The 15,464-nt window shown below is 65.4% G+C and carries 23 protein-coding genes; 5 read left to right on the plus strand and 18 right to left on the minus strand.

Going from position 1 to position 15,464, the window contains the following annotated elements:
• Nucleotides 1–10 precede the first annotated feature (10 nt).
• The 16 genes from DACI_RS23550 to DACI_RS30840 all read right to left on the minus strand — a co-directional run bounded on the left by DACI_RS23550 (nucleotide 11) and on the right by DACI_RS30840 (nucleotide 12,757).
• Entirely contained in the window at nucleotides 11–466 is a 456-nt protein-coding gene (locus DACI_RS23550) for a phage tail assembly chaperone (RefSeq protein WP_012206476.1), read from the minus strand.
• Nucleotides 467–474: 8 nt separating this feature from the next.
• Complete coding sequence (locus tag DACI_RS23555) at nucleotides 475–912, minus strand: hypothetical protein (protein ID WP_225970991.1); 438 nt, start codon at nucleotides 910–912, stop codon at nucleotides 475–477.
• Nucleotides 913–980: 68 nt separating this feature from the next.
• Entirely contained in the window at nucleotides 981–1,649 is a 669-nt protein-coding gene (locus tag DACI_RS23560) for an InlB B-repeat-containing protein (RefSeq protein WP_012206478.1), read from the minus strand.
• Between the two features lie 12 nt (nucleotides 1,650–1,661).
• Complete coding sequence (locus tag DACI_RS23565) at nucleotides 1,662–2,120, minus strand: hypothetical protein (RefSeq protein ID WP_225970992.1); 459 nt, start codon at nucleotides 2,118–2,120, stop codon at nucleotides 1,662–1,664.
• 13 nt (nucleotides 2,121–2,133) lie between these two features.
• Nucleotides 2,134–2,442 (minus strand): head-tail joining protein, encoded by a 309-nt coding sequence (locus DACI_RS23570; protein WP_012206480.1) that lies wholly within the window; start codon nucleotides 2,440–2,442, stop codon nucleotides 2,134–2,136.
• Between the two features lie 17 nt (nucleotides 2,443–2,459).
• On the minus strand, nucleotides 2,460–2,816 hold the full coding sequence (locus DACI_RS23575; protein WP_012206481.1) for a DUF2190 family protein: 357 nt from the start codon (nucleotides 2,814–2,816) through the stop codon (nucleotides 2,460–2,462).
• Between the two features lie 41 nt (nucleotides 2,817–2,857).
• Complete coding sequence (locus tag DACI_RS23580; RefSeq protein WP_012206482.1) at nucleotides 2,858–4,939, minus strand: prohead protease/major capsid protein fusion protein; 2,082 nt, start codon at nucleotides 4,937–4,939, stop codon at nucleotides 2,858–2,860.
• Between the two features lie 53 nt (nucleotides 4,940–4,992).
• On the minus strand, nucleotides 4,993–6,495 hold the full coding sequence (locus DACI_RS23585; protein ID WP_012206483.1) for a phage portal protein: 1,503 nt from the start codon (nucleotides 6,493–6,495) through the stop codon (nucleotides 4,993–4,995).
• A gap of 2 nt (nucleotides 6,496–6,497) precedes the next feature.
• Complete coding sequence (locus DACI_RS23590) at nucleotides 6,498–6,728, minus strand: phage head-tail joining protein (RefSeq protein WP_012206484.1); 231 nt, start codon at nucleotides 6,726–6,728, stop codon at nucleotides 6,498–6,500.
• Between the two features lie 27 nt (nucleotides 6,729–6,755).
• Nucleotides 6,756–7,136: a Mor transcription activator family protein gene (locus DACI_RS23595; protein WP_012206485.1), complete on the minus strand. Its 381-nt coding sequence runs from the start codon at nucleotides 7,134–7,136 to the stop codon at nucleotides 6,756–6,758.
• A 5-nt stretch (nucleotides 7,137–7,141) separates the two neighbouring features.
• Nucleotides 7,142–9,238: a phage terminase large subunit family protein gene (locus DACI_RS23600; protein WP_012206486.1), complete on the minus strand. Its 2,097-nt coding sequence runs from the start codon at nucleotides 9,236–9,238 to the stop codon at nucleotides 7,142–7,144.
• On the minus strand, nucleotides 9,235–9,723 hold the full coding sequence (locus DACI_RS23605) for a hypothetical protein (RefSeq protein ID WP_050771866.1): 489 nt from the start codon (nucleotides 9,721–9,723) through the stop codon (nucleotides 9,235–9,237). Before DACI_RS23605 ends, DACI_RS23600 begins: the two co-directional genes overlap by 4 nt.
• Nucleotides 9,724–9,922: 199 nt before the next feature.
• Nucleotides 9,923–10,993: a YdaU family protein gene (locus DACI_RS23610; protein WP_012206488.1), complete on the minus strand. Its 1,071-nt coding sequence runs from the start codon at nucleotides 10,991–10,993 to the stop codon at nucleotides 9,923–9,925.
• A gap of 24 nt (nucleotides 10,994–11,017) precedes the next feature.
• Entirely contained in the window at nucleotides 11,018–11,359 is a 342-nt protein-coding gene (locus DACI_RS23615) for a hypothetical protein (RefSeq protein ID WP_012206489.1), read from the minus strand.
• A gap of 29 nt (nucleotides 11,360–11,388) precedes the next feature.
• The gene (locus DACI_RS23620) at nucleotides 11,389–12,237 is read right to left on the minus strand and encodes a hypothetical protein (protein ID WP_012206490.1); all 849 of its coding nucleotides are present in this window, start codon (nucleotides 12,235–12,237) and stop codon (nucleotides 11,389–11,391) included.
• Nucleotides 12,227–12,757, minus strand: coding sequence for a phage regulatory CII family protein (locus DACI_RS30840; protein WP_050771867.1), 531 nt, complete (start codon nucleotides 12,755–12,757; stop codon nucleotides 12,227–12,229). Before DACI_RS30840 ends, DACI_RS23620 begins: the two co-directional genes overlap by 11 nt.
• A gap of 27 nt (nucleotides 12,758–12,784) precedes the next feature.
• On the opposite strand from DACI_RS30840, the gene DACI_RS23630 reads away from it, so the two are divergent.
• The 4 genes from DACI_RS23630 (at nucleotide 12,785) to DACI_RS32260 (ending at nucleotide 14,075) form a co-directional block, all read left to right on the plus strand.
• Nucleotides 12,785–13,033, plus strand: coding sequence for a hypothetical protein (locus DACI_RS23630; protein ID WP_043782390.1), 249 nt, complete (start codon nucleotides 12,785–12,787; stop codon nucleotides 13,031–13,033).
• A 78-nt stretch (nucleotides 13,034–13,111) separates the two neighbouring features.
• A complete protein-coding gene (locus DACI_RS23635) occupies nucleotides 13,112–13,390 on the plus strand; it encodes a molybdopterin-binding domain-containing protein (protein ID WP_043782392.1) in 279 nt (92 codons plus the stop codon).
• An 83-nt stretch (nucleotides 13,391–13,473) separates the two neighbouring features.
• Nucleotides 13,474–13,746 carry a hypothetical protein gene (locus tag DACI_RS32255; protein ID WP_157059700.1) on the plus strand — a complete coding sequence of 91 codons (273 nt, stop codon included), beginning with the start codon at nucleotides 13,474–13,476 and terminating at the stop codon, nucleotides 13,744–13,746.
• Between the two features lie 17 nt (nucleotides 13,747–13,763).
• Nucleotides 13,764–14,075, plus strand: a complete 312-nt coding sequence (locus DACI_RS32260; RefSeq protein WP_012206494.1) for a hypothetical protein — start codon at nucleotides 13,764–13,766, stop codon at nucleotides 14,073–14,075.
• A 4-nt stretch (nucleotides 14,076–14,079) separates the two neighbouring features.
• On the opposite strand, the gene DACI_RS23645 is transcribed toward DACI_RS32260, so the two are convergent.
• Complete coding sequence (locus DACI_RS23645; RefSeq protein ID WP_012206495.1) at nucleotides 14,080–14,322, minus strand: hypothetical protein; 243 nt, start codon at nucleotides 14,320–14,322, stop codon at nucleotides 14,080–14,082.
• Nucleotides 14,315–14,527: a hypothetical protein gene (locus DACI_RS23650; RefSeq protein WP_034395226.1), complete on the minus strand. Its 213-nt coding sequence runs from the start codon at nucleotides 14,525–14,527 to the stop codon at nucleotides 14,315–14,317. The genes DACI_RS23645 and DACI_RS23650 overlap by 8 nt, the downstream gene beginning before the upstream one ends.
• A 185-nt stretch (nucleotides 14,528–14,712) precedes the next feature.
• Here DACI_RS23650 and DACI_RS23655 point away from each other — a divergent pair, with 185 nt between their 5' ends.
• Nucleotides 14,713–15,000, plus strand: coding sequence for a hypothetical protein (locus tag DACI_RS23655; protein ID WP_225970993.1), 288 nt, complete (start codon nucleotides 14,713–14,715; stop codon nucleotides 14,998–15,000).
• Nucleotides 15,001–15,464: the final 464 nt, after the last annotated feature.

Here is a 15,464-nt window from a genome sequence, read left to right on the forward strand (position 1 = left end):
CCCCTGCAGGTCACTTCGGCGCGCGCCGGAACGAGCGCAGCATGTCGCCCAGGCCGCTGGAGACACGCTTGCGCCGCTCCTCGGCTTGCTCAGGCGATTCATCGACGCTGCCCGGCCGAGGGGCAGCGGGGTCCTTGGCTGCGTCCTTGGCAACCATCCATGCGATGGACAGGTCGCAGAGCGTTTTGCCCTCCCAGGGCGTGAGCTGCACGCCGTGAATGGACTGCCACGCCACCAGCTGCTCGTAGCCGATGGGCGTTTCTCCCATGGGCGACTGCAGCGATGGCCCCAGGTCGAAGAACACTTCGAGGAGATAGCCGGCCGGACCAGGGTCAGGCACGTCAGGCTCACGGCCTTCTGCCTTGAATTCCTCGATGCGTGTGATCCTGGGTTCATCATCTTGCGGCTGGGTCTTTTTTCCGTTCTTGGGCTTGAGCGGGGCGTTGAGCCACGCCCATGTGCGCACGTAGAGGCTCAGTCCTTCGGCGCACTCTTGGAAAAATTTGCCCAGTCCGCCGCAAAGGCGTTGACCTGGTCAGCCACCCAGCCGGCAGCAGGGTCCGCGTACAGGACCTGCATGCCCTCGCGCACGGGGCGGCCCTCCAGATCCAGGCCTTCGACGGAATGCGTGATGTCCGCCAGCAGCGCTGCGGTATCGGCAGTACGCTCCTCGGGCGTGCGCTCTTCCAGCGCGCGGCGGTTCTTCTTGACCAGCGCCATGACGCGGCGTTGGGCGCCCAACTGGGCCTTGCGGTAGGGCTCCGAACCGGGGCCGTACACATGGATCAGCACGGGCTGCTCCACAGCCCCAGCGCCTTTGGTGGGGTCCTTGAAGTACAGGGGTTCGCCGGCGGCATCCTTCAGATGCAGGGCAGCGGTGTCGGCAACGCGGAGTTGGGAAAGCTTGAGCATGGTGGTGGCGATGAAAGAAAGACAGAGGGGCATGCCACCCGGCCGCAGCCGGGCAAGGCGGCGGCGAATTACTCAGGGATGAAGCTGGCCTGCACCGCCACGTTGGCGAGCACGTTGGCATCGGAGCGCGGGTTTTCCGTGCTGTTGTCGCTCCACTTTTCGAAGTCGAAGCCGGCCGCAGCCTGCGCGAACACAGGCTTGCCCGTGGCGCCCTGCAGCACGGTCTGGCTGGCGACGCCCACGATGGAGCCATTGGCGCCGGCCGTGTAGGCCAGGGTGAACGAGATGGCCGGGACTTCGATGATGTCGTTGTCGATTTCCAACTGCGCCGTGTGCGCCGTGATGGAATCGACGCTGCCCACGTTGAGCTTGAAGCTCATGCACTGCGCCGTGAAATAGTGGCTCGAACCGTCCTGCAGGCGGATGCAGTAGCTGTAGCTGTCGTCGGACACAGATGCAGCCTTGAGCAGCACCTGGCCTTCGTCGTTCATGTCGCGGGCCATGGGCACGGACAGGCTGCCATCGTTGAAGCTGCCTTTGCGCTTGACGATGCGGCGGGTTGCCAGGGGCGAATGCGTGGCCTGGTTGTATTCCCGGCCCAGTTCGGCCAGGTCGGTGATCTCAGCGATCTCTTTGAAGGCCAGGGCCTGGAAGCCGGCAGCATCGTAGGATGCTGGCCGGGCGGCACAGATCAGCAGCTTGCTGCCGGCCGAGGTACGAACGTTTTGGACTGCCATGGTCGTTTCCTTTCAAGGATGGGATGCCGGGCCGCGCGGGGCGCCCTCGGCGGTGAGGTATCGGCACAGCCACATGCCGCGCACGATGTAGATGGGCTGGGTAGCGGCGTCGTCCCACTGCCCCCGGATGCCGCGCAGGCGCGGTGGCGCAATCAGCAAGCCGTGCAGCACGCCGCCAGCAGCAGGCCCCATGCGCTCCTCGATCTGCGCATGCAGCTCCATGGCCTGCTCGCGTGCCTGCTCACCCGTGGCGATGCTGGTGACATCGACCAGGAATTCCCGGTGCAGCGTGGCCAGGCCACCGCGCCCGCCCGAGAGGGGTTCGATGCCTTCGTCCGCCGCGCTGATATCAATGGCTGGCAGGGCACTTACCGGGTATGCGTTGCGACCTTCGACGCGCACGCTGTCTCCAGCCAGGGTGGCCGCGAGCACAAGATCCACGCGCCAGGCGGCCAGGATCTGCTGTTGCATGTGCTGCGCCATGTCAGGCCACCTCCAGCTGCAGCAGCAGCCAGCCGGACTCGTCGGGCTGGGGCGGCTCGGCGATCCGGTAGGTGACCTGGTCGATGTCGATGGGCTCGCCCTGGGCGATGCCCGGCACCATGTCAGCGGGCAGCCGGCAGGCCAGGACGTAGGCACCCACCATCCCCAAGGCCTCGCGCGGGCCGCGCCGCAGGATGACGCCGAAGGGCTCGCCGCCCTGCCAGACAGCCACCGCATTGGCGTGGTGCCGCTGCTGGGCAGAGCGCACGCGCCCTGCCCGCTCGGCGCCTGGGATGAGGAGGAAAGTCATGCCAGTACCCGCTCCGCTTAGGCGACCGTGCCGATGACGCCGGGCAGGCAGACGGCGCCCTGCGTGGCTGCGCTGTCGGCCGCCTCGAAGGCGAACGCCGCCCCCGTCACGTCGCCGGCCGTGGCCGCGCCGCCAACGGCGAACGCGCCGGTTTCGACATCCCAGCGCAGGGGCTGGCCCTGCGTCCACGCGGTGCCTGCCGCCTTGGGCAGGACAAAGACGCCCACGCGCTCGGCGTTGTAGGGCTCGCCGACCTGGGCCGGGCCATTGGCCACGGCGAGGATGGCACCGATGGCCACGGCCTGGCCTGCTGCCACTGCGGCGGCAGCTGCCGGGACCTCGATGACGTGGCCGCGCTGTTGGTAGTTTTTCATGGGTTGAACTCCTGAAAGCGTGTGTGTGGATGGCGGCGCGCTCAGGCGCCGTTGCTCTTGGCCAGGCCGTGCCAGTCCAGGCACTTGGCGGCAAAGTCCAGGCTGGCGCGCAGCTTCACGCCGTCCACGTCTTCGCTGGAGAAGGTCTCGGTGCGCAGGCCTTCGTAGCCGTCCACGTAGGCGTACTCGACGGTGTCGATCTGGCCAGCGCGGGCCGCCAGGTAGAACGCAGTGGTGGACACGTCATCCAGCAGCGGCTCCACGATGGGCTCCAGCGCAGTGCGTCCGCCTGTACGGAACTCGTTGATGTCGCCAGCCTTGGTGGGCTGGTAGTTGGGGCTGGTGTACTGGTAGGCCAGGGTTTCCAGGTCGGAGGGGACCAGCAGGTAGGCCGGAGCGATGTTCAGCGTCTCCTCATCCCGGCCCTTTTGCTTGCGCATCAGCGTGCGCAGGCTGGACAGTGCTTCCAGCGAGAACTTGGACCCTGCGCCGGTCAGCAGGTTGCGATGCGCGGCATCAAACAGAGGCTCGCCATCGGACATGTCCGGGTTATTGAGGATCTGGCCATAAACCAGACGGTTTTCCAGGCTCCGCGCTGCGGCGGCAAACTTGGTCCCTGTACGTGTCAGGGAGTCCAGATCGTCATTGACGATCATCTGGCGGGTGATCGCCAGCGAGCGGCCGAAGGTGAAGGCGCGGTAGCCCGTGACATCCTCGGAAAGGCTGCCGTAGGTGTACTCGCCGTGCTCGTTGAGCTTCTTGAGTTCGACATCACCGCCCACGCCGATGGCCTGGCGGATACGGAAGTCCGGCAGGTTGGAGGCACGGCGAGCCCACAGTTGGTAGGTGCTGGGCGCCTCGTCATAGGCAGCACGCAGCACGCGCTGGCCCACGCCACCGAGCAGCGCGGGGAAGTCGCCCGTGCCCAGCATGCCGGAACGCACGCGCAGCGCCACGTTGACGATCTCGGCGCGACTCATGCCGCGTGTCTTCTGGCCCAGGCCTTCGGCCACCTCGCGCGCCATCTCCACCAGCGACAGCGAGCGGTACTGACGGCCGTTGTCGTCCAGCTGCGCGCCAGGGTCCAGGCGGTGCATGAGCGCGTTTTCGATGCCGCGCATGCGGGTTTCGTGCTCGTCGCCCACGGTGCGGATGGTGGTTGTGGGTCCGCTGGCGTTGGCCTGGCTGCGCTGGTCCAGCGCCGTCAGCACGGCGGCGCGAGCCTGGTCCATGGTGAACTGGTTGCGCAGCAGTTCGGTCTGCAGTTCGGCCAGGTTGTGGCGCTGGCACAGCGCAACGATGTCGGCGGCGCGCTGGCCGTCGAACGCACCGGCAGGCGCGGGCTGCGGCGCACCCTCGGTCTGGCGGTTCTGCGGGACCTGAGAGACGTTGGTGGGCGCGGCGCCCTGGGGGGTGTTGGCGGTCTGGCCGCCTTCACCGGCTTGGTTTGCTTGGGGCATACGTTGGTGCTCCTGGGTGGTAGGTTGGGCGGCTGCCCGTTGGAAGAACTCGCACGGCATGCCGCCCTGGGGCGCTGCACCGGACGGGGCCTGGGAAGTGGGTGCGCTGCGCGTGCCGGCGTTGGGGTCGGCAGGCACGGTGACGAAAGAGATTTCCTGCGGAGTCCAGGCGACTGCGCGGTAGAGATCGACGTTGATGCCGTCCGTGCGGTCCTGGGCGCGGGTGATTTCGTAGCGCTGGACGCTGTAGCCAAAGCTGATGGCGCGGATGATCCCGGCGCGGATGTCGGCCACGATGCCGGCCAGCTCGGGACGCTGGCTCAGCCGGATCACGGCCCGGCCTTCGCCACCTTCGATCCAGCCGCGCTCGGCAATGCCGAGGATGGCAGCCACGCCGCCATAGGCACGGTGACCGTCCAGCACCTGGACAGTGCCGGCGTCAAAACGGGCCATGTCCACGGCTTCGGGGGTGATTTGCAGGTCCTCGTCGTAGGGACGGTCGTTCCACCAGTCGTAGCGGCGCACCATGGCGCCCGTGGTCCAGACCACCTCGACCGTGCTGTCGGCCTCGTTGTAGGTGTCGGGGACCAGGCTTGCGGCGCGCGTCTGCACCGGCAAATCGTGGACCTGGGGCGCGGAAGATTGGGCGTTGGCTTGTGGCATGGCGCTCAGTTTTCCGGTTTGACTGTCTCAAATCCCGGAAAACTGAGACGATTTCACTTCTGCCCCTGCCCCTCCATCTGGGCCACTAAGTCAATGGGGTTCTGCGCACCCCACAGCGCAGCCAGCAGGGGCAGGATGCCGCGATCACGCAGCTGCACCAGGTCGCCCTCCAGCTCGCTGAAGACGGCCTCGGGGTCATAGCCCCGGCGCCGGATCACTTCGCTGATGCTCTGCATACCGCCCTTGACGGCGCTCAGGTCGCTGGCCACGTCCTGCACAGGGTTCGGGCTGGCCCAACGCGGCGTGCTCCAGTCCGGCGCAGCCACAACGGCCGGCACCGGGGCGACCAGATCCACGGCCGCCACAAACCACCGCGCAATGGGAGCGCACAGGCGCGGCACGGTGACGCGCCACTGCTCGGATTCGACCTCGGCCCGGAACTGGTTCATGCTCATGCGCGAGGTGCTGAAATTCACCTCCGTCAAGTCGCCCGTCATCAGCTCGTAGGGGCAGCGATAGCCTGCGGCCACCTCCTTCCAACCCCCTTTCATGTAGTCGCCAAAGCCCGGCACGGCCTTCGGCTCGATGAAGGTGGGATTGGTCATGCCCGGCGGCAGGCCCACGATGCCGCCGCCCGCAAGATCTCCCAGGTCCATGAGGCCGGGCTTCTGCCCCCCGGCCTCCTCGGGCAGCGGCGGCGGCATGCCGCCAGCCCCTTCCATCTCGGCCAGCACACCCATGCGCGATTCCAGCTGCTTGCGCTGCAGCTCAGAGTCGCCGTAGGTATGCAGGTCGCGCACCTTGGCGATGATGGGCGCCAGGCGCGTGATGCCGTCCTGCTGGCCGGGGCGCTCGGAGTCGAAGAAGTGGATGATTTCCTCGGCCAGCACGCGCTGGCTGGTGCCGCTGCGCCCCAGGGTCCACATGCCGGCATCACCCGGGTGACGGTCGAAGAGGTAATAGGCCACGCGCTGCCCGCGCTTGTCGTATTCGATGCCCCGGATGATCTCGCGCCCGCCAGCCAGCACGCCGTTGCGCTCCACGTCCAGGAAATCGATCTCCAGCAGCTGCAGCTTGAGCGGCACCGTGGAGCCCATGCGCTGGATGTGCTTGCGGATGAGCACGGCGCCGTCGACATCGCGCGTGCGCTCGGCCTTGTACTGCAGGCCGTAGAAGTCCAGCAGGCCGTCATAGTCGGCATGGGGCACCCATTCGCGCCAGCGCTTGGCCAGGCCCTCGTCGGCCCACACGGGCACGATGCCCTGGCCTACGCGCATGGCGAGCACGGCATTGACGGCGCGCACGATGTTCGGCACGTTCTGCGCGAGTGAGCGCGCGCGCATGCGCAGCTCGCGCGCATCGGCGGCGTGGTCTGCCGTGGGGCTGGCCCCCGAGCGCTTGACGCGCCATCCATCGGCGCGGCTGGCGCCCTCGTAGGCGCGCACCAGCATTTCCCGGGCAACCTGGCGGCGCACGCCCTGCGCGGGCGAGAAATAGCCGACAACACGGTCAACCAGCGTGGGGGAGGCCCTGCGGGCTACGGTACGGCGCTGCATGATCAACGGTCCCGCAGGCCGGCGAAGCGAAACCGTGCCACCAGGGCGCGCGACTGGCCGGTGCCGGCCACGGCCGAGATCTGCGTGTGCAGATCCCGGCGTGCGCCCATCATCTCGTCCAGGCTGCGATAGGTGACCGAGGCGCCATCCTCGGTCGTAATGGTGCGCTCACCACTGTGGATGGCAGCATTGAGGCGCGCGAGGCGCATCTGAAGGTCTTGGAGCGTGCTCATATGCCGCACGCTACCGGGGCAACTGTCTCATTTCCCGGAAACCTGAGACGGATTCAGCCGACTCGCTTCTAGGTACCGGTACACCGTTGCCCGACTGATGCCCAGCGTGCGCGCCACAGCCTTGGCGTTGCGCCCGTTCCACAGCCGCAGCACCTGCCGGCGTTCCTCTGCCTTGCCCACGGAAGACCGGGCGGGAATGTAGGCATCCTGGCCGGCGAACTCGCTGCGCAGCTGCTGCTGGACACGCTCAACAATGGCGGGGCTGCCACGCAGCTCGGGTAACAGTTCGACCAGATAGTCGAACATGCGGTCCACGAGGTCTGGTGCGAAATCCGCTTCTGGCGTGGCGGGCGACTTGGCCGCGTCCGGTTGCATGAGGGGCAGAGTGGTGTTGGTTTTGGAGGTCATGAGGGCTACCAGGAACGGGAGAAGCCGCCGTTTCGGCGAATGGGAGCTGCACGGCGCGGCGCTGGGTCCGGAGCACGGGCAGGGGATGATGTAGGAGCAGGCGACGGTGCTGAAGCGGTGGCAGTCGCAGCGGCCGGAAGTGCGCCAGCGGGTGGCAGTTCAGGCGGGCTGAAGAGGTCGCGGGCTGGCTGCACCATCTGCTCGACCTGCGACCAGCGCGCATCGGTGTACTTGTGCAGGCCCTGGGCCATGGCCGCGTGGATGGCGTAGTTGCGGCAGTCCAGGTCCTCATTGCGCTGGCGGCGCTTGACCCAGCGGTAGGCCTCGCGGCCCTGGACCTTGGCCAGGATGCGCTGCTCGGCGGTCAGCTGCTCGAAGAACTCGCGCGGCAGGTCCTCGCTGAAGTGCACGCAACCCGGGCCGGCGTCCGTGATCGCCAGCTGGCCCAGCAGCAGATCCTTGGCGTTGTCCACGCCCACCAGCCAGAGCTTGATGCCCTGCTTGACCTTCTGCCCGCGCCAGTCCAGGTCCTGCATGCTGGCCGGCCCCACGATGGGCCGGTTGTCGTTGTTGTCGCCCTTGATGGCGCGCAGGTTGGGCAGCATGTGCTGGTGCGTGCGGACATAGTTGTAGACGGCCTGCGTCTGGTCGGACGAATCGATGCTGATGGCGCTCAGGCCCAGGCTGCCACCGTGCCAGGCCTGGCGGTAGCGGCGCTGCAGGTAAGCGGTCACGGGCGCCCAGTCGCCTTCGCTGGAAGGATTGCCCTCGATGATGTGGCGGTCCACGATCCAGCTTTCCATGCCACGGCCCCATGCCCAGACGTTGATCTGCCACCAGGTGCGCTGCACGTCCACGCCAGCCGCCAGCACCAGGCCACCCACGGGCACCGTGCCCAGGGCGTAGGGCTCGGCGCGGGCCTGCAGCACATGGTCGTCGGTGCCCTCCCCCTTGAGTTCCCAGGCCTGGCCCAGCGTCTCGTTGGTGAACGAGGTCATGGGGCCAGCATCGCCCTCCTGCAGGGCGCGGTGGGCCTTCTCGAACTCGTCCACGATGGACGCCCAGGTGCGCTGCGGGCTGTACGCGGCCCAGAGGTGCACGCCCAGAGTGCGTGGGGGCCTGCAGGGCGTGCCATCGGCAGTGCGCCAGATGCGGTCGGCGCCGAAGCGGCGGCCAGAACGCCGGCACACCCAGGCGCCCGTCAGCGGCCAGCCGCCGGGCAGGTACTCGGCCTGGCTGATGGACTCCCGGCAGTGGGGGCACATGTGGCGCACGGTCTCGGGCTTGCCGGCCTCCCATTTGAAGCCGTGCATGACCTCTTTGCCGCCCCAGGTCAGCGGGTGCTCGGCCTCGCAGCGCGGGCACTCGATCAGGTAGTCGACCTCGTCATCGGAATCCTCGCAGGCGCGGCTGACGTGGCACAGGCCCTTGATGCCGGGCGTGCTGCCGCCGATGAACTTGGGGTAAGGAGCGCCTTCCAGCCGGCCCTTGGCCAAGGTGCCCGGCGAGCCCGCCGACTTGTCCTTGCTGCCGCCGATGGTCTGGTCGAACGCAGTCCATTCATCCAGGATGGCCACGGCCACCGTGATCCGGCGGTAGGCCCGCGCAGCCTTGCCGCCCAGCAGGTGCAGCACGCTGTCGCGGAAAGGCTTGTACTTGATGGTCTCCTCGACCCGGCTGCCCTGCTTGCGGGCCGCGATCACCGAAGGCACGCCGTCCTTGCTGTCCAGCAGGGGCTCGATCTCGGTCTTGACGAAGCTGTCACGGTCGTCGTCCGTAGGCTGCCACAGCGCCTGCTTGCGGCGGCGGTGCGCGATGTTGTAGCAGACGAAGGCGGTAATCATCTTGGAGTAGCCGACGCGCTTGGACTTCTTGACGGCCAGTTCCTCGATGCGGTCATCGGACATGAAGTCCAAGATCCCGATCTGAAACGGCCATGCCACCCAACCGCCCTTCTGGTGGCTGGATTCGCCGGCCAGCAGGAAGTGGTCGGCTGCCCATTCGGACAGTGTTTGCGGTGCGTCCGCCCGCAGGCTGGACAGGCCCAGCTGCGCGGCGGCCTGGATGGCGGAAATCGCTTCTCTCGACAGGGGCGCGCTCAAAATGCGGCCTCCTCGTCCAGCTCATCCTCGTCAGGAGCCTCGGCCATGGCCGCCACGCGCTCTCCGATCAGCTTGGACGTGACACGGATCCACTCGTTTCGAGCATCGGCCAGCACGCGCAGCACCGTGACGCGGGCATCCTCGGGCAGATCCGGGCAGGCCTTGCGCAACTGGCCCTCGATCTGGTCCATGCGGTCCACAACCGCCGAGCTGGCCAGGCCCAGCACGTCCGCCAGGGCGCCGATGGGCGCGAATTCACCACGGGCGACGGCGTTTTTCAGGTCCTGGGCCTCGCGCTGCGAGCGCGCCAGCGCCGCACGCTCTTGAACCAGGTCCAGCCCACCCAAACCGGCCGAGGCACGGCCCGCCGCCTGGTCGCGCAGGCGCTCGCAGTAGCCCAGCAGCCATTCGTGGCCCGTATCGCCCCGGACGATCACGCCTTCGCTCACCAGCTGGCTCACGCGGGCCTCGCTGACACCGATCAAAGCAGCGAATTCTGCTTGCGAAATAGGAGCATCAAAGTAAGGCAGGACCTTCACTTAACCCCCTTAGGAAGGTTGCGCAACAGTCCGAGAGCGCGGCTCGAATTACCCGCTTCCAAGGGGGCCAAAAAGGACCCGCGATCCTGCCTATTTTTTAAGCACATCGAGAGGGGCGCCGCCGCGCCGATGAGGGTGCGCACCGTCATGCCGACACCCCCTGACGCTCGCCCAGCAGCGCATGCACTGCCGCCTCGTAGTCCGCGAACGCCCGCCGCAGGCCCTGCCCCGCTCGCGCATCGCACCAGTCGTCGTAGCCCGGCATGCCCAGGCTGGCCGCCATGCCCTCGACGCCGCTGCGCGTGTCCGCCCAGTTGTCGGGCTGCTGCCCCTCTCCAGCCGCAGAGGCCAGCATCACCACGTCCCTCCAACGCTGCTCACGCACCCAGCGCAGCAGGCTGGGGCAGGCCTTGCCATCCTTCGCCGCCAGCAGTCCACGCTGCTGCTCAGCGGCAGCCAGCAGTTCCTCGGCGGTCACGTCGCCACGGGCGATGGCATCGGCCACGGCGTCGGCCACGTCCACCAACCGGGTGCGCCGATGCTCCGGGAAGCTGCCTGCAAGTGCCGTGGCGATAGCCAATCCACCGTTCGCCCCCCCTGCAGGGGGGTTGGGGGGTATGTATTGGTTTTGGTTCTGGTTCTGGTTACCCGTGTCATCGCCGTGACGAGGCGTGACAACACCCGTGACATCACCGTGACGTGGCGTGACATTGCCCGTATCACCACCAAGCCAGTCCGTGCCATTGAGCGTGACACTGGTATCTGTCACAACGATCCCATGCTGGCGGCACAGGGCCATCAGCTCTGCCGCCTTGGCCTTGGCAGCGGGCACGACACCCAGAGCACGAAGCGCAGAAAAGATAGCACTACGCCTAGCCCTACTGCGTTTCTGCCGCAGGTGCTCGTTGCTCTTGACCTCTTCGCGCCCCTCCTGCTGCTGGCGGAACTGGGCCACAATCTGCTCGCACTTATCGTTCTGATATCGGCCATCAGGCAGCAACGTGAAGAACTCTGCCAGCACGAACTGCAAGGCATCGATCTCTTCCGGCGAACGACACAACAGGCGCCGCGCCAAGCGATCCATGTCCGAACCGTCCAATGCCTCTTCCGTCTTGCAGTACATGTCACGCATGTCACGGTAGATGGCACGCTCCAGCCGTGACAAATGCCGCGTCTCCGTGTCGAAGTCGCCGATGTGGTGGGGATAGTGATTCATGCCTGCACAACCTTCGATATCAATTCAGTCCGTCAACGTCGCCTGTTGCAGGCGGCAGCGCACAGGCTTGACCAGGCGATGGGGCGGCAGGGAGCAGGCCCGTGCCTCCACCTCCTCCACCCGCTTGGCCGCGACCAGCGCATTGACCGTGCTGGCCACGCTGGAGATCTCCAGCCATTCGCCCGTGCACTCGTTGTGGAAGTCCCGCAGCTCGCGCCGGCTCAGGGCGGGCTGCCCCCGGCGGTGGGCCTCGGCCAGGCTGCTGTACAGCCGTTCGTTGAGGCGCACCCGCATGGCATTGCCAATGGCGGAAAACGAATCCGCCTTGGTGTCATGCGAGGTCACCTGATGCGTGATGTGTTGCATGTCTATCTCTCCTGATATCAGCCGGGCCGTCAGCCCTGACTGGCTTTCTTGAATGCGTCGTAGACGCGGCCACGGACCCAGCGAGGAACCAGCTCATCGATGCCCGAGCGCTTGCGCACCCCGTCCAGGCTGATGCGCGGCTTGTAGTTGCCACCGCGCACGAACATCAGCACCGGCCGCACATCTGCGCCGCCTGTGCCGGTCACCGCCCAGATGCCGGGCGGCAGATTGGATGCCCGCTTGTCGAACTCGCCACGCGCGGTGGCCCGCGCACCGCCGCGCAAGCGGCCATAGGCCACGATGTAGCGGATGCCCTTCACCGGCCCCATGAAGCGCGCGCCCTTGCCGCCGCGCTGGTGCAGGGCCTGCATGCGCCCCTTGGTCATGTTGGCCCGGTAGCCTTGCTCGCCGAAGGCCTGGAAGTAGGCAATCAGCTGTACCAGGGTCGAGCCCTTGAGGTTCCCGCGCCCGTCATCGCTGCCCGGGTATGGCGTGGCCGGGATCGCGGTCTGGTAGCCAATGGGCAAGATGCCTGCCGTGCGCAGGGCCTTCTCGCTACGCTTGTCACGGCGCCGGCCCCCATCCTCCTGAGCGGCCAGGATCTGCTGCGGGTCCACGCCCTTGCCGCCCATGTAGGTAGGCGCCACCAGCGCATTGAGGTCTCCGGCGGTGGCCTTCTTCACCACCTGCACGGACTGCAGCACGTAGCCTGTGGGTCTGTCAAAAACGTTCTGCATTTCAGAGCGCATGGAATTCTTGACGCGGCCCGCACCCATGTTGATGGCCTCGGCCGTGGCCTGAGCAATCTGCCCGCCATCCAGGCCGGCCAGGGCACGCTTGTATCGGGCACCGCCCTCAGGCTTGATATCAATACGCATTGCCACCTCCAGGGGTGTCGGCCAGGCGCTGCTGTGCCGAGCGGGCCAGGTACTGCGCCATGACCGTGAGTTCCTGCACCTGGCGATCCAGGCGCCGCACGGCATTGCGCGACGGCTGCCGGTGCGCATCAGCTGCGGCGCGCGTGACCTCGGCCACGGCGGACTGGAAATGCATGAAGGCCTCCACCGGATCGCCCTCGGCCTGGTCTGGGAGGGTTCGCCGGCACTCGTAGCCGAGTTCGCTGGCCATGGCATGCAGCACCGCTGCATTGCCCGTCACCACCTGCAGCCGCACGGATTCGCGCAGCGTCAGGTGGTGGGTGTCGTTGTTGGTGTTGAGCTTGTGCTGCAGCGTGCCGGCGTTGATGCCCATGCGCACCGCCAGGGCCTTGATGCCGCCCTGGCTGGTCTGCGCGATCAGGTAAGCCGCGTCGAGCACGTCCATGCCGGCGGCAATGTCGGCTTGAGGCTCACTTTCGACATAGCCAGGGGCGATGCCAACTGAGAAAGTTGCACTCATCAGCACAACCCCTTGCGAGCCATCGACATGAGCCACAGCACCGCACCCGCAACGCCCACAGCAGACAACATCGGCAGCCCCCAATGGGCGCAGGCCCTGGAGCTGTTCCTGGGCCAGATGATCGAAGTCTTGGAAGGCGAAGGCCGAGCCGGTTTCGGCGCGGCCGCGCTGGCCCGCTGGAGCGAGCTGTGCTGCCAGCGCATGCAGGAGACCCGGACAGCACATCCTGCAGTGATTTCCCATTTGCAGGCCATTGCTGCGAGGCTTGTGGCATGAGAGCGCAAAAGGGTGTCCGCCCATGCCTTGGTTACGATGGAAGCTCTCACACAACCAATTACGCCAAGGAGGGCGGACATGAGCCAGCAGCAATACACCGAAAAAGATCGCTTCGACATACTCAAGAAGTGGCACGAATCGAATGGGAACTTGAACTACCTGCTGGAAGTTTTTGGTTTCCACCTTGCGGAGAAACATGGCTGGAAGACGATCGATGGCATGGAGGCAGTGCACTACCACCTGATTCGGAAATATCACTGGCTGCCTCGGGATGTCCGCTCAATGAGTCCAGAGGACATTCGCCTTGCGTTGCACGAAGAAATGCAAGACTGGACTCCGCCTGCAGCCGCGCGCTGAGAAGCGGATCAGACACCGCCAGCGAGCGCAGCCACAGCGCTCGCGCCTGGCATCGGAACAGTTCTCGGCGCAGTTCTTCAAGCATGGGCACCTCCTTGCAGCAGCAAACCCAGAGCCCAGCCAGCCATCACCAAATCAAAAATCAGATCCACTACGGCTTGGCCAGCCGTGCGCCGAGGGAACTCTCCGCGTGCCAGCCAAATAGCCCGACCGCATACACAAAGAGCGCAGACCACCAGGGAAAACCAAAGGTAGGCACGCATCACAGCCTCTCCATCAAATCGGTGTTGCGGCAGGAGTGGCCCGGCATCTGGGAAGCCAGCAGGCCGAAGAAACTGACAAGAAAAATCCACTGACAAGGAAACCGAAATTCATGACCAGTCTTTCCCATCAGAAAATTCACAAACTGTGTGACGAAATTGAGGCACTGCTTGCAGACGCCATGCCCAAGGCGGATGCAATGCGCTATCAGCGAATCGCATTTGTGGCTAATGAACTCAAAGGCCTTGACCCGTACATCACGAGGAAAGCGGATCGACTGGTCAGCCGAGCGGAGATCTACCTGAGCGCCCGCAAACACCAAAGTGAGCAGGGAGGTGCCGAAGCTGTCATGCGTGAAATGCGCTACAGCCTGCTGAGTGCCATCCGCTCTCAGGCAAACGTGCTCCAGACGGGTATGGAATGAGGGGTCAGCCATGCTGCTTCTTGCCGTAACGGCCGATCTCGCACAGAACTGCCTGTTTAGCAATCTCTGGCGCGCGATCTTGATCAAAGTCCGCCAGCGCGGTCGCCAGCATGAACATCAGCAACTGCGCCTCTTCTGGAGTGAACGAGCGCCGCACGGAGCGATGACCCTTGCGCAGCTCCATGCGCACACCGCCATTGGCACGAGAGAGCACCATGAACGCGGGACGGTAGAGGGGTTCAGCCATGGGCGACCTCCTGGTTGCTGAACGTTGGCAACCCTTCACTTACCGACTTTGAGATCCGCGCGGCAGCGCCCATCACACGATCGGCGGTCGCCTGTGGCAGTTCGTCGGGCCACAAGTAGATGGTTTGAACTGCGCGATAGCCCATCGCTTCAGCGGCCTTCCTGGCCGTACCGCCCAGCAGCGCTATAGCGTGATCTTTTTTCATACCTCATTGTAAACATGTTTACAAGAGTTGAGGCAACCAAATTTACATATTAGGGATTAAGGTGCGCCATGCTCTATGGGGAACGCCTACTACAAGCCATGCAGAAGCGATCAGAGGCGCTTGGGCGTGAGATCGAGCGCAAGGACGTTGCTGCCGCGGCAGGCAGGTCCGTTCAGAACATTGGCATGATCCTGACGAACGCCAAGGGGCGGGACCAAAAGCTGCGCACCGAGGCGCATGAAAAAGTTGCCGCCTATCTCAAGGTGAATTCGAGATGGCTACTGACCGGTGAAGGCCAGATGGACCAGCCGCCAGCGATCAACGCACCCACAGAACTATCCCCGGCTGCCGTAGAGTTGGCGGTGCTCTTCGACATGATCTCGCAGTCCGACAAGCTGAGTCGCGCAAAAGCTTTCAACGCTGCCAGCACTGCCATCATGCAAGTGCTGCAAGACGCAGCCGCCAAGTCCTAAGCAGTTCCTCGTTGGGAAAAATTAGGGCCTTCACGCCCTGGCGCGTCAGCTCGCTCAAACACACTTCGACCCCCACTTCGGCCTCGTTCGCGCCGCGTACTCTGACGAGCGTTTGCTCTTCAGCCTCGCTCGAGAGTACTGTGTTTCCATACATATCTGAATCATAGCCGCACCCCAACACGCTTCACAAGGGAATTTTTTTGGATGGGGAAAATTCAAATTTGTAAACTCATCTACAAATCAATTGCGCCATTTATGTAAACGTGTTTACAATCATCCAGCGCCGCCCCAACCGGCTGCGCCGGGCACCACGGCATCGACCGGGCAAGCCCCGGTCTTTCAAAAGTTGCACGCCGATGATGTCTGCCCGACCTGCGGGGCAGACCGGCACAAGCACCAGCGGGCATGGGCCGCTGCTCTGCGCGGGTAGTCCTGCCCGGCCCAGTCCTGCCAAAGCGCGGTAG

Origin of the sequence: Delftia acidovorans SPH-1 (genome assembly GCF_000018665.1) — a bacterium.
GTDB lineage: Bacteria > Pseudomonadota > Gammaproteobacteria > Burkholderiales > Burkholderiaceae_C > Comamonas > Comamonas acidovorans.

Excerpts from the sequence above, each read along its gene's own strand:
- DACI_RS30840 (WP_050771867.1), bottom strand. The coding sequence starts at position 12,757 with ATGAGTGCAACTTTCTCAGTTGGCATCGCCCCTGGCTATGTCGAAAGT.
- DACI_RS23630 (WP_043782390.1), top strand. The coding sequence starts at position 12,785 with ATGAGCCACAGCACCGCACCCGCAACGCCCACAGCAGACAACATCGGC.
- DACI_RS23620 (WP_012206490.1), bottom strand. The coding sequence starts at position 12,237 with ATGCGTATTGATATCAAGCCTGAGGGCGGTGCCCGATACAAGCGTGCC.
- DACI_RS23645 (WP_012206495.1), bottom strand. The coding sequence starts at position 14,322 with ATGGCTGAACCCCTCTACCGTCCCGCGTTCATGGTGCTCTCTCGTGCC.
- DACI_RS23555 (WP_225970991.1), bottom strand. The coding sequence starts at position 912 with ATGCTCAAGCTTTCCCAACTCCGCGTTGCCGACACCGCTGCCCTGCAT.
- DACI_RS23585 (WP_012206483.1), bottom strand. The coding sequence starts at position 6,495 with ATGCAGCGCCGTACCGTAGCCCGCAGGGCCTCCCCCACGCTGGTTGAC.
- DACI_RS32255 (WP_157059700.1), top strand. The coding sequence starts at position 13,474 with ATGGGCACCTCCTTGCAGCAGCAAACCCAGAGCCCAGCCAGCCATCAC.
- DACI_RS23615 (WP_012206489.1), bottom strand. The coding sequence starts at position 11,359 with ATGCAACACATCACGCATCAGGTGACCTCGCATGACACCAAGGCGGAT.
- DACI_RS23635 (WP_043782392.1), top strand. The coding sequence starts at position 13,112 with ATGAGCCAGCAGCAATACACCGAAAAAGATCGCTTCGACATACTCAAG.
- DACI_RS23655 (WP_225970993.1), top strand. The coding sequence starts at position 14,713 with ATGATCCTGACGAACGCCAAGGGGCGGGACCAAAAGCTGCGCACCGAG.
- DACI_RS23575 (WP_012206481.1), bottom strand. The coding sequence starts at position 2,816 with ATGAAAAACTACCAACAGCGCGGCCACGTCATCGAGGTCCCGGCAGCT.
- DACI_RS23565 (WP_225970992.1), bottom strand. The coding sequence starts at position 2,120 with ATGCAACAGCAGATCCTGGCCGCCTGGCGCGTGGATCTTGTGCTCGCG.
- DACI_RS23590 (WP_012206484.1), bottom strand. The coding sequence starts at position 6,728 with ATGAGCACGCTCCAAGACCTTCAGATGCGCCTCGCGCGCCTCAATGCT.
- DACI_RS23570 (WP_012206480.1), bottom strand. The coding sequence starts at position 2,442 with ATGACTTTCCTCCTCATCCCAGGCGCCGAGCGGGCAGGGCGCGTGCGC.
- DACI_RS23610 (WP_012206488.1), bottom strand. The coding sequence starts at position 10,993 with ATGAATCACTATCCCCACCACATCGGCGACTTCGACACGGAGACGCGG.
- DACI_RS23580 (WP_012206482.1), bottom strand. The coding sequence starts at position 4,939 with ATGCCACAAGCCAACGCCCAATCTTCCGCGCCCCAGGTCCACGATTTG.
- DACI_RS23560 (WP_012206478.1), bottom strand. The coding sequence starts at position 1,649 with ATGGCAGTCCAAAACGTTCGTACCTCGGCCGGCAGCAAGCTGCTGATC.
- DACI_RS23595 (WP_012206485.1), bottom strand. The coding sequence starts at position 7,136 with ATGACCTCCAAAACCAACACCACTCTGCCCCTCATGCAACCGGACGCG.
- DACI_RS32260 (WP_012206494.1), top strand. The coding sequence starts at position 13,764 with ATGACCAGTCTTTCCCATCAGAAAATTCACAAACTGTGTGACGAAATT.
- DACI_RS23650 (WP_034395226.1), bottom strand. The coding sequence starts at position 14,527 with ATGAAAAAAGATCACGCTATAGCGCTGCTGGGCGGTACGGCCAGGAAG.